This is a genomic window from Aequorivita sublithincola DSM 14238, assembly GCF_000265385.1.
Classification (GTDB): Bacteria; Bacteroidota; Bacteroidia; order Flavobacteriales; family Flavobacteriaceae; genus Aequorivita; species Aequorivita sublithincola.
On the sequence record NC_018013.1, the window covers coordinates 2,229,730 to 2,240,682 of the forward strand.

The window sequence follows — 10,953 nt, forward strand, 5'->3', positions numbered from 1 at the left end:
GACTTTGCGGTGTAGTTTTTACCGCAGAGGCGCAAAGGATGCAAAGGGCGCAAAGAATATTATAAAAAAATTAATAAAAAATTTGAAAATATGTCCATAAAGCAAATCGTTTTATTTTCAATTCCAGCATTATTTCTATTTCAATTTTCAGCTTTTTCCCAAGAAAAAGAATTGGATCCTGAAGTGGTAAATATTGTAAAACCATACACGCCCACTATTTCTGACGCCTTTAAAGTAAAGGAAACTCCAACGTTGAACGATTCAATTTCAACTACAAAAAAGCCTGTTAAGTATAGCATTTTTTCTGTTCCCGTGGCTTCTACTTTTACACCTTCAAAAGGGAAAGCTACAACTGTTGAAAAAGCAAAACCTGTGAAGTTGTATGACAATTATGCAACTTTGGGTTTCGGAAATTACACTTCTATTTTAGGTGAATTGTATAGCAATTTCGAAATTAGTGGAACGGACAATGCTGGATTTTTCTTTCGTCACAACTCTTCGCAGGGTGAAATAAAAGATGTGAAATTGGACAATAAATACTACGATACTAGCCTTGATGCCAATTATACAAGTCGTCAAAAGGATGTAACTTACAGGCTAGATATAGGGGCGGAGCACCAAATTTACAATTGGTACGGTTTGCCGGAGAATTCTTTTTTATATCCTGAAAATGTAATTGCAGAACTTGATCCGTTGCAAATGTATTTTAGCGGTTATGCCGGCGGAAGCATTGCTTTGGATGATTCCTTTTTTGAAAGAGCTGCCGTGAATATTCGCTATTTGGGTGATGCGTTTTCTTCTTCGGAATTTAATGCGACTTTCAAGCCAGAATTTTCGTTTCCCATTGAAAACGTTACTTTAAAAGTAGATGGCGATGTTGATTATTTAAGTGGAAGTTTCGACAGAAATTACGCAAATACTTCAGATGTAAATTACAGTTATTTAAACGTAGGCTTGGCGCCTTCCATATCATTTGTAAATGACGATCTAAGCGTTTCCTTAGGAATTGCGGGATATTTAAGTATGGATTCTGAAAACAGTGAGACTGATTTTTCATTATATCCTAGATTGAACGCTTCCTACCGTTTGCTAGACGAAATGGTCATTATTTATGGTGGGGCAGAAGGTGGGTTAAAGCAAAATTCCTATTATAACTTTAAGGAAGAAAATCCCTTTGTTTCACCAACTTTGAATATTGCACCAACTAAAAAACTGTATGAAGGTTTTGCGGGAATGAAGGGGAAACTTTCAAACTCGTTCGCCTATAACGTGAGGGCTTCCTACGGAAAGGATGAAAACCGCGCGCTTTTTCAGAGGAATCCTTTAAAGATTTATAACACAAATTTTAAAGGGTACGAATATGGAAATTCCTTCAACGTAGTTTATGACGATGTTAATACCCTTGCTTTTTTCGCAGAATTGAAAGTGGAAGTTTCAAATACATTCTCTTTGGGAATAAACGGAACTTATAATAATTATGGAACAGATTTGCAAAATGAAGCGTGGAACTTGCCTGATTTAAAGGCGTCAATATTTTCAAATTTCAATATTACTGAAAAGCTTTATGGTGGCGCTTCCTTGTTTTATGTTGGCGAACGCACCGATTTGCTGAGACGAGAGGTTATTAACAATATTCCCACTATTGACGAAAAAGTTACCTTAGATGGCTATGTGGACGCCAATCTAAATTTTGGCTACAGGTTTACGGATAGACTTTCAATTTTTGTGAAAGGAAGTAATCTTTTCAGCAATAATTACGAAAAATGGCTGAATTATCCTGTGCAGGGAATTCAAGGATTGGCTGGAGTAACTTATAAGTTTGATTGGTAGTTTTCTAAAAAAAATTATAATTTCTTAAAACATTCGTCTTTGGCGGATGTTTTCTATTTTTACACTTCAACAAAACCAATTATGAAAAAACTATTATTTCTTTTATTAGCAATATCAATTGCATCCTGCGCCCCAGAAAAACTTCCCGCAGATTTATTAATAAAAAACGCAACAATCTATACGGTTGACAAAGATTTCAGTACAGCAAATGCGCTGGTGGTAAAAGACGGAAAAATTCTTGAAATAGGTTTAAAACCTGAACTGGAATTAAAATATACGATCAAAGAAACCTATGATGCCAAAGGCAACACTGTAGTTCCGGGATTGATTGATGCACACGCACATTTATATGGTCTTGGTTTGGGTTTACAGAATGTAGATTTGGTTGGAACGACGAGTTTCGATGAGATTTTGGGGCGTGTTGTAGCTTTTCAGGAAGAAAAAAATATGCCCTATATCATTGGACGTGGTTGGGATCAAAATGATTGGGATGATAAAAATTTTCCAACTAAAAAGGAATTGGATTCTCTATTTCCCGATACAGCTGTTTCTTTGCGCAGAATTGACGGCCACGCGATGTTGGTTAATTCGAAAGCTTTGGAGTTGGCTGGAATTACTTCAAAAACCAAAGTTGCCGGCGGCGAAATAGTTTTGGAAAATGGTGAACCATCTGGAATTATTATCGATGCTCCAATGGATTTAATCGCTAAAACTTTTCCCGAAATTACAAGTGAAGTTTCCACCGAAGCACTTTTGGAAGCTGAAAAGATTGCTCTTAGCTATGGCTTAACAACCGTTGATGACGCAGGTTTAAATAGAAATATTATTGAACTTATTGATGCACTTCAAAAAGAAGGAAAATTCAAACTTAGAATTTATGCAATGGTTAGCAACAGTCCTGAAAATCTTGATTATTATTTGAAGCAGGGAATTCAAAAAACTGATAGATTAAGTGTCCGTTCATTTAAAGTATATGCAGACGGTGCCTTGGGTTCCCGCGGTGCTGCAATGCGCGAATCGTACAGCGACATGCAACTCCATTTTGGAGCAATGATTACAACTGCTGATAGTTTGAATTATTTAGCTGAAAAAATTGCAGCTTCCGAGTTTCAAATGAACACTCACGCCATTGGCGATTCTGCCAATATTGCTGTTTTGCGAGCTTACAAAAAAGCTTTGGAAGGAAAAACCGACAGACGTTGGAGAGTGGAACATGCGCAGATTATTTCTGAACCAGATTTCAATTATTTTGATGATAATAACAATATTCTTCCATCCGTACAACCAACTCACGCAACAAGCGATATGTACTGGGCTGAAGATAGAGTAGGAGCAGAACGGATGAAGGGCGCTTATGCCTATAAGAAATTGCTTGATGAAGCTGGAATGGTGGCTTTAGGAACCGATTTTCCAGTGGAACACGTAAACCCAATGTACACTTTTTATGCAGCCGTTGCGCGAAAAGACTTAAAGAACTATCCCGAAGATGGTTTTCAAATGAAGGATGCGCTAACTCGTGAAGAAGCCTTAAAAGGAATGACAATTTGGGCGGCTTTTGCCAATTTTGAAGAAAATGAAAAAGGAAGCATTGAAGTAGGAAAATTTGCAGATTTCACGATTCTTGATAAAGATATTATGAAAGTTGACGAAAAAGAACTTTCAAACACAAAAGTAATCGCAACTTTCATAAATGGCGAAATGGTTTATAACGCCCAATAAAAACCTTCGTGTCCTCTGTGCCTCTGTGGTGTTATTTTACCACAAAGACATAGAGAGTTCAGAGAAAAATTGAAGATGGAAAACATTCTAAAACACTTTCCACAAAAAGCAAAAGAAGTCGAAGTCGAAAACAAAAAGTTTTTTGCGAAGCTGAAGAAAAAACCGCCCAAACATTTGGACAGTTTGATGCAAGAATTGCACGAGGAAGAATTCAAAAGAACAGATTGTTTAACCTGCGCAAACTGCTGCAAAACCACTGGACCGCTTTTTACCGATAAAGACGTAGAGCGAATTTCAAAGCATTTTAGAATGAAGCCGCAACAATTCATCGAAACCTATTTGCGGATTGATGAAGACAAAGATTACGTGCTACAAAGCGTTCCTTGTACTTTTTTGGGAGCTGATAATTATTGTAGTATTTACAATGTGAGACCTAAAGCTTGCCGCGAATTCCCTCATACAGACCGAAAGAAATTTCAACAGATTTCAAACTTAACAATGAAGAATGTTGAAATTTGTCCTGCGGCTTTCAACATTGTTGAAGAAATGAAACGACTTTTGAATAAGTAAAGAGTTTTCAGTCGCAGTCGCAGTCGCAGTCGCAGTCACAGTCGCAGTTTCGGTTATCAGTTTGATTCCGAAATAATCAAACTAAATATTTTCGAAAATTTTGAGTTCAATTAAGAATTGAAATGGACAACTGAATAAAAATCTACTATAAGTTTATAATAGATTTCCATTTTTCACTGTAAACTGCGACTGCGACTGAAAACTGCGACTGCGACTCTTTTCAAGGATACATCAAATATTTCGCCCGAATCTTCTCAAATTCTGCTAACCCTGGCTTCCAAGAATCCCTAATTTCTTCCGCAGAAAGACCTTGTTCAATTTGTTGTTGAAGTCTATCCGTTCCGGCAAGTTTCACGAAAAATGAATTAAAAAAATCTTTCTTTTTTCCGTTGGCGTTGTATGCTTCGATAAGCCATTCTAAATTTATTTTATTCAAACGAGGTTCTTTCTGAAGATTTTTTCCGTGGCAAAGTTGCCCTTTAAATTTTGGACTTTTTGCGCCTTCATTGGGTTGAGGGGTATATTCAAAATTATATTTTGAAACTGGTAAGCTTGGAGCTCCAAAAACTTGAAATTGCATTTCGGTTCCACGGCCCGCGTTTATGAATGTTCCTTCAAAAAAGCAGAGACTTGGATAAAGATTTATGGCTTGGTCGTTCGGTAAGTTTGGTGAAGGCTTTATGGGAAGTGAATATGGAGTTGCGTGTGTGTAATTTTTCATCTCAATTATGGTAAGATCACAATACATTTTTTTCTTTGACCAATCTTGCTCTAAATTATTCAACCAGCCTTCACCATTAATCATTGAAGCGTATTCGCCAATAGTCATTCCGTGAACAATAGGAATGGGGTGCATTCCCACAAAACTTTGATTTTCTTTTTCTAAAATGGGGCCATCAATGTAATGACCATTTGGGTTTGGACGATCCAGAATGATTACTGGAATTCCCAACTCTGCACAAGCTTCCATAACGTAATGAAGCGTGGAAATGTAGGTGTAAAACCGTGCGCCAACATCTTGAATGTCAAAAACCACAACGTCAATTCCTTTCAATTGTTCCTGCGATGGTTTTTTATTACTTCCGTAAAGCGAAATTAAAGGAACGCCTGTTTTTGAATCAACACCATCTTTCACGTGTTCGCCAGCATCTGCAGTTCCTCGAAAACCGTGTTCTGGTGCAAAAACTTTTTGAACTGAAACCTTTTTCGAAAGTAGAAAATCTACTAAATGCGTTTGTTGATATTCAATTTTTTCCGTTCCATCATTTAAGTAATTCCGCATCATATCTATCTTAATAGACGTTTGATTGGCCACCACGCCCACGTTTTTATTTTTCAACAATTCAGAGTAAAGCCGAAACTGATCTATACCAAGTACGATTGCACCCTCTACATCCGTTATCAAATTTTCGTCATCCGTCACCCGAATTCCGCCATCTGCCTTCTCACCTCTTTCCTCTTTCTTCTCAACAGAACTTCCACAGGAAAAAATGGTCAAAACAACCAATAAAACTGTATTTTTGAAAAAAGTTAACCCCATATAATCGTAGTGAATTTCGAATTTTTCATCGCCCAGCGCATTATTGCTTCTAAGGATTATAAAAGTAGTATTTCGGCACCGATAATAAAAATTGCAATCACTGCAATTGTGCTTAGCATTATTATGATGCTTGTTTCGATTGCTACAACTTTCGGACTTCAAAAAAAGATTCGCGAAAAGGTTTCTGCTTTTAATGGTGATATAATAATTTCGAATTTCGACACCAATTTCTCCAACGATTCCCAAAATCCAATTTCAAAAAATCAAGACTTTTATCCAACGTTTAAAAGTATTGACGGTATAAAACACGTGCAGGTTACTGCTTCTAAAGGCGGTGTAATCCGTACAGAAACCGATTTTGAAGGCGTTGTAGTTAAAGGTGTGGGCGAAGATTATGATTGGGAATATTTTAAAGATTATTTAGTTGAAGGGAAACTTCCTGATTTTACAGGCGATTTAAATGAAGATATATTAATTTCGGAATATCTCGCAAATCGTCTTCATCTAAAATTAGGCGATAAAGTAACCACTTTCTTTTTAAACGACGAAGTGTCCAAAACTCCACGTAGTCGCGGTTTCGATATTGTGGGAATCTATAACAGCGGTTTCCAGCAGTTTGATGAACAGTTTGTTTTAACGGATATTCGGCATATTCAACGATTGAACAAATGGGAAAAAGATCAAGTTGGTGCTTTTGAAGTTTTTGTGAATGATTTTGACCAAATTGTCCCCATCGGTAATGCAGTTTATAACGAAACCGGAAGTACACTAGACACCCAAACCATTCGCCAAAAATACGCCTCCATTTTTGAATGGATTGACCTGTTTGACTTCAACATTGCGTTGATTATTGGTATTATGATCTTGGTTGCAGGCATCAATATGATTACCGCATTGTTGGTCTTAATTTTAGAACGCACCCAAATGATAGGAATCTTGAAAGCCCTTGGCAGCAGTGATTGGAGCGTTCGGAAAATATTTCTTTACAACGCAATGTATTTAATTGGAGTTGGTTTATTTTGGGGAAATGTGATTGGTATTGGTTTACTTTTAATTCAGAAATACGGCAAAGTGTTCAAGTTAAATCCGGATACTTATTATGTAAATGAAGCACCCGTTTATCTACATTGGGACTATATTTTAATACTGAATGCAGGCACATTTCTATTGTGTCTTTTAATGCTTTTGATTCCTTCCTTTATTATTTCGAAAATATCTCCTGTTCGGGCTATTCGGTTTGAGTAATTTCGAGCGGAGTGAAGCAATCTCAAACCTTTTAATCCCTACTTTAAAAAGATCTTATTATTTTTAAAATTTAACATGTAAATATTCTTCAATTCGTTTTTTTTTTTTCATTTGCGGCGTATTTCTAAATGTACAGGTGCGCACCAAACTTTCATGATACAAATTATTTATTTATAACCTATAAAATTTATATAATGAAAATTAAATCTCAAATCGGGAGCTATTTTAGTGTTTTACTTTTATCCTTTGCCTTATTCTCTTGTCAAAAAGAAGAAAGTGCGGATCAACCACCACAAGCGCAGCAACTTGAAAATTTTATTGATAAAGCAAAAGCTTCTGAAATTGCTTCTGAGTTTACTTTTGACGTTAAGGCGAAAAACTCAAATGAAACCACATATTTAAAGAAAGAAGTAGCAGAAGTTTCTTCAATTAATGATGAAGAAGAGAATACTGTTTTCTACATTATTAATTATAAAGATGGTGGTTTTGTTATATTAGCAGCAGACAACAGATCAATACCGGTTTTAGCATATTCAGATTCAGAAACTTTTGATTTAAAAGCTGAATCTTACCCATCTGGATTGGTTAATTGGTTAGCTAGTACTAAGGAGAGTATAAAATATGTAAGGGAAAATAATATAGAGCAAAATATTGAAACTAAACTTAGTTGAGCAAATATAAATGCATTTAACCAAAAGGAGCCGCCATACATTGGATGTGATAACGAATTTGAAAAAGTTGACCGATTGTTGAGCACTAAGTGGAATCAAACTTGTGGTTATAATACATATATGCCAGTTCTAAATTGTGACTTTACTTGTGATATTAATAATGCATATGCAGGATGTGTGCCAGTTGCAATTGCCCAAATCATGAAGTATCATCAGTTTCCTGTTAGCTATAATTGGGCAAATATGCCGTTAGATAATGGAAATAATACTATTGCATTATTAATTAAAGATATTCACGATAAAATTAATTATTATGGTTCTGCAGTTCATTATGAATGTGATGGAACGGGTGTGAATACCGACTATAGTACAGCATTCTTATTTAGAAATTTCTTTGGCTATTCTACCGCAACTTCTGCAGATTATAATTCCAATACTATTGTAAATGAATTAAGAGCAAATAGACCTGTAATTTTACAAGGAGGTAGAAATGCAAATTGGTGGATTTTTAATAATTATGAGGATGGACATATGTGGGTATGTGATGGTTTTCAAAGAAGTGTAGTCTGTATGTATGATGACGATGGAAATCCTATTGGGGCAGTACACTATTTATACTACAGAATGAATTGGGGATGGGGCGGAACTTATAATAATGCTTGGTATGCAAATAATAATTTTAATCCTGGATCCAATACGTTTAATTTTCAAAAAAAAATGATTTATAACATCAAACCCTAATACGATGAAAATAACTGTAATAATTATAGTGCTTACTTTTTTTGTAGGTTGTAGTAAAAAAGATGATGCTCAGGAGCAATTTTTATATGATTTAGACGTGAATATTTCTTTAAATACCACTAGTGGAGAGGATTTACTCGATCAAACTAACCCAAATTCTTTTAAAAAAGCAGAGATAAAAACCTACCATCTAATCAATGGTAAAGAACAGGTTGTAGGTGCAGATGATATTATATTTCAATATAATAACGAAGGTATAAACTATTTTAGAACTTTTGTAAATTATGAAGGAAATGATGAATTTCCCATAACCTATATAGATTGGAGCGAAACTGATAGAGATACAATTAAAGCTGAAATTTATAAAAGTAAATCAAGGATAATTAGAACTAAGATTTGGTATAATGGAGAGTTGAAATGGGATGGTAATGATCCGAAGGGTTGTTATTTTGATATTATAAAATAAAAAATAGTAAAGTTGAAATAGCTTCACAATTTCAAAAATCTTTCCTATAAAAACATATCTTTTACCCTAATGGAAATACATCTAATTTTCAAAAAAAAATGATTTATAACTAAAACCTTAATACATATGAAAGCAATTTTTATAATTTTATCTGTATTCTTTTTGATTAGTTGCAGTAAAAATGATGATTCCCAAGAACAATTTGTTATTGACTTAGGTGCAAGTTTCTCTATACAGAATGCTGCTGGAGACGATTTATTAGATCCCAATAATCCAAATGCATTTAAACAAAGCGATATTAAAACATACCATTTAATTAATGGTGAAGTTAAGCTTGCTGGTGCAGATGATATGCTTTTTCTGGGGAACAATGGTCTATATGTTTTTGGAACTTTTGTAAATTATGAAGGCAATGATGAATTTCCAATAACCTACATTGATTGGAGCGAAACGGATAGAGACACGATTAAATCTGAAATTTACAGAACTGAAAATCAAATTAGAGCAATAAAAGTTTGGTACAATGATACTTTAATGTGGGATGTTGAGAATGGTGATGCGCCTTATTTTACTATCGTAAAATAAATTTTTTTTTTAAAAACAGACTAGGCCTCACAGATTTCAAAAAATCGTGAGGTCTTTTGTTTTGGAAATAAATCATTCCTTTACAGGTTAAAAATTGATATTTTGATATTGAATGCTGGAGTGTTTCTTTGCTTTCTTTTTGTACTTGTGATTTCTACATTTATTATCTCTAAAATTTCTCCCGTTCGGGCTATTCGGTTTGAGTAATTAAAATAGTTAACAGGCTTTTCAGAAAAAAACATCTCATAATTTTGTGAGATTTTTTTCAAGAAAGCAAAAAACTCAAAATACAATTCAATTATTGAAATTCAGGATACTATCTTTGTCAATTCTGAAATAAATTAGTTTTGATAAAATTTTTATGAATATGAAAAGGTTTTTGGTTGTAGTATTGGTTGTCCTATTTTCGAATTGTCTTTCCGCGGCAGAAGATTGGGGGAAAACGGGCCACAGAGTAGTTGGTGAAATAGCTGAAAAATATTTAAGCAGAAGAGCTGAAAAGAAAATCTCAAAATTACTGGACGGGCATTCTTTGGCTTTTGTTGCAAACCATGGTGATGACATAAAAAGTGATCGCAAATATGACTCTTATGGTCCGTGGCATTATGTAAATATGCCTTTTGGCGAAAAATATGAAACCTATCCTAAAAGTGAAAAAGGAGATATTATTCAAGGCATTGAGAAGTGTATTTCAGTTTTAAAAAACGAAAACAGTTCAAGAGATGACAAAGCTTTCTATCTAAAAATGCTAGTTCATTTTATTGGCGATTTGCATCAGCCATTGCACGTTGGTTTAGGTGAAGACAAGGGTGGTAATGATTTTCAGGTTCTTTGGTTTAAGGATGGCACGAACTTACATACCGTTTGGGATTCTAAAATGATAGATTCCTATGATATGTCTTATACCGAAATTGCTAAAAACACTGATGTTCTTTCAAAAGAACAAGTGGAAGCTATAATGAGTGGAACCGTTTTAGATTGGATGTACGACAGCCGTGCATTATGCGAAAATATCTATGCCAATACAGAAATTGGACAAAAATTAAGCTATAATTATATGTATGATTATATGAATCCACTTCGTTCGCAACTTCAAAAGGGCGGTATTAGATTAGCGAAGCTTTTAAATGAAATTTTCGGCTAACCAGAGAAAGCCAATACCTTTTTAATTAGTTCGTCTTGCGTCTTTTAGCGAAGCGGTCTTAAGTCTTACGTCTTTTTAAGTATAAAGATATGCCCAATACATCAATCCAAATTGTAAAGGAAGTCTAAGAATCAACACCCATTTTGGAAGCTTCATTGCTGCTTTTTCATTCTGAAGCATGTAAATATGCACTGTGAAGAAAACTATGAGCATTGCTATAATTCCCCAAGCAGCTTCTGTTTGGGTGTTTTTATTCATTATCATAAATCCCAGAATCATTTCTGCGAAGCCACTCAACATTACCATTGCACTATGAGCGGGAATATATGGAGGAATAATGCGTTCGTATAGTTTTGGTTTTCTAAAATGGTTTATTCCGGCAAGCACATATAGTACGCCCATTAGGTATTGGTGCCAAGGTAACATATCTTTTTTTTAATTT

Annotated in this window: 11 protein-coding genes; 9 read left to right on the forward strand and 2 right to left on the reverse strand. The window is 34.8% G+C overall.

The window, feature by feature from the left end:
* Positions 1-90: 90 nt before the first annotated feature.
* The 3 genes from AEQSU_RS10215 (at position 91) to AEQSU_RS10225 (ending at position 4,119) form a co-directional block, all read left to right on the forward strand.
* The gene (locus tag AEQSU_RS10215) at positions 91-1,830 is read left to right on the forward strand and encodes a porin family protein (RefSeq protein WP_014782783.1); all 1,740 of its coding nucleotides are present in this window, start codon (positions 91-93) and stop codon (positions 1,828-1,830) included.
* Between the two features lie 81 nt (positions 1,831-1,911).
* A complete protein-coding gene (locus tag AEQSU_RS10220) occupies positions 1,912-3,549 on the forward strand; it encodes an amidohydrolase (RefSeq protein WP_042492433.1) in 1,638 nt (545 codons plus the stop codon).
* 75 nt (positions 3,550-3,624) lie between these two features.
* Positions 3,625-4,119, forward strand: a complete 495-nt coding sequence (locus AEQSU_RS10225) for a YkgJ family cysteine cluster protein (protein WP_014782785.1) — start codon at positions 3,625-3,627, stop codon at positions 4,117-4,119.
* A 220-nt stretch (positions 4,120-4,339) separates the two neighbouring features.
* Here AEQSU_RS10225 and AEQSU_RS10230 read toward each other — a convergent pair whose 3' ends face one another.
* Complete coding sequence (locus AEQSU_RS10230) at positions 4,340-5,659, reverse strand: exo-beta-N-acetylmuramidase NamZ family protein (RefSeq protein WP_014782786.1); 1,320 nt, start codon at positions 5,657-5,659, stop codon at positions 4,340-4,342.
* A 9-nt stretch (positions 5,660-5,668) separates the two neighbouring features.
* On the opposite strand from AEQSU_RS10230, the gene AEQSU_RS10235 reads away from it, so the two are divergent.
* The 6 genes from AEQSU_RS10235 (at position 5,669) to AEQSU_RS10260 (ending at position 10,511) form a co-directional block, all read left to right on the forward strand.
* Entirely contained in the window at positions 5,669-6,904 is a 1,236-nt protein-coding gene (locus AEQSU_RS10235) for an ABC transporter permease (protein WP_014782787.1), read from the forward strand.
* A gap of 194 nt (positions 6,905-7,098) precedes the next feature.
* The gene (locus tag AEQSU_RS10240; protein WP_169313458.1) at positions 7,099-7,575 is read left to right on the forward strand and encodes a Spi family protease inhibitor; all 477 of its coding nucleotides are present in this window, start codon (positions 7,099-7,101) and stop codon (positions 7,573-7,575) included.
* A gap of 78 nt (positions 7,576-7,653) precedes the next feature.
* Positions 7,654-8,316 (forward strand): C10 family peptidase, encoded by a 663-nt coding sequence (locus AEQSU_RS10245; RefSeq protein WP_280956312.1) that lies wholly within the window; start codon positions 7,654-7,656, stop codon positions 8,314-8,316.
* A gap of 4 nt (positions 8,317-8,320) precedes the next feature.
* Positions 8,321-8,782, forward strand: a complete 462-nt coding sequence (locus AEQSU_RS10250) for a hypothetical protein (protein ID WP_014782788.1) — start codon at positions 8,321-8,323, stop codon at positions 8,780-8,782.
* A gap of 126 nt (positions 8,783-8,908) precedes the next feature.
* Entirely contained in the window at positions 8,909-9,367 is a 459-nt protein-coding gene (locus AEQSU_RS10255) for a hypothetical protein (protein ID WP_014782789.1), read from the forward strand.
* A gap of 367 nt (positions 9,368-9,734) precedes the next feature.
* Positions 9,735-10,511 carry a S1/P1 nuclease gene (locus tag AEQSU_RS10260; RefSeq protein WP_014782790.1) on the forward strand — a complete coding sequence of 259 codons (777 nt, stop codon included), beginning with the start codon at positions 9,735-9,737 and terminating at the stop codon, positions 10,509-10,511.
* Positions 10,512-10,586: 75 nt separating this feature from the next.
* On the opposite strand, the gene AEQSU_RS10265 is transcribed toward AEQSU_RS10260, so the two are convergent.
* Positions 10,587-10,937: a DoxX family protein gene (locus tag AEQSU_RS10265; RefSeq protein ID WP_014782791.1), complete on the reverse strand. Its 351-nt coding sequence runs from the start codon at positions 10,935-10,937 to the stop codon at positions 10,587-10,589.
* Between the last annotated feature and the right edge of the window lie 16 nt (positions 10,938-10,953).

What these genes read in the sequence shown, in the direction of transcription:
- AEQSU_RS10215 (WP_014782783.1), top strand. Translation starts at nt 91, where the DNA reads ATGTCCATAAAGCAAATCGTTTTATTTTCAATTCCAGCATTATTTCTA.
- AEQSU_RS10220 (WP_042492433.1), top strand. Translation starts at nt 1,912, where the DNA reads ATGAAAAAACTATTATTTCTTTTATTAGCAATATCAATTGCATCCTGC.
- AEQSU_RS10225 (WP_014782785.1), top strand. Translation starts at nt 3,625, where the DNA reads ATGGAAAACATTCTAAAACACTTTCCACAAAAAGCAAAAGAAGTCGAA.
- AEQSU_RS10230 (WP_014782786.1), bottom strand. Translation starts at nt 5,659, where the DNA reads ATGGGGTTAACTTTTTTCAAAAATACAGTTTTATTGGTTGTTTTGACC.
- AEQSU_RS10240 (WP_169313458.1), top strand. Translation starts at nt 7,099, where the DNA reads ATGAAAATTAAATCTCAAATCGGGAGCTATTTTAGTGTTTTACTTTTA.
- AEQSU_RS10250 (WP_014782788.1), top strand. Translation starts at nt 8,321, where the DNA reads ATGAAAATAACTGTAATAATTATAGTGCTTACTTTTTTTGTAGGTTGT.
- AEQSU_RS10255 (WP_014782789.1), top strand. Translation starts at nt 8,909, where the DNA reads ATGAAAGCAATTTTTATAATTTTATCTGTATTCTTTTTGATTAGTTGC.
- AEQSU_RS10260 (WP_014782790.1), top strand. Translation starts at nt 9,735, where the DNA reads ATGAAAAGGTTTTTGGTTGTAGTATTGGTTGTCCTATTTTCGAATTGT.
- AEQSU_RS10265 (WP_014782791.1), bottom strand. Translation starts at nt 10,937, where the DNA reads ATGTTACCTTGGCACCAATACCTAATGGGCGTACTATATGTGCTTGCC.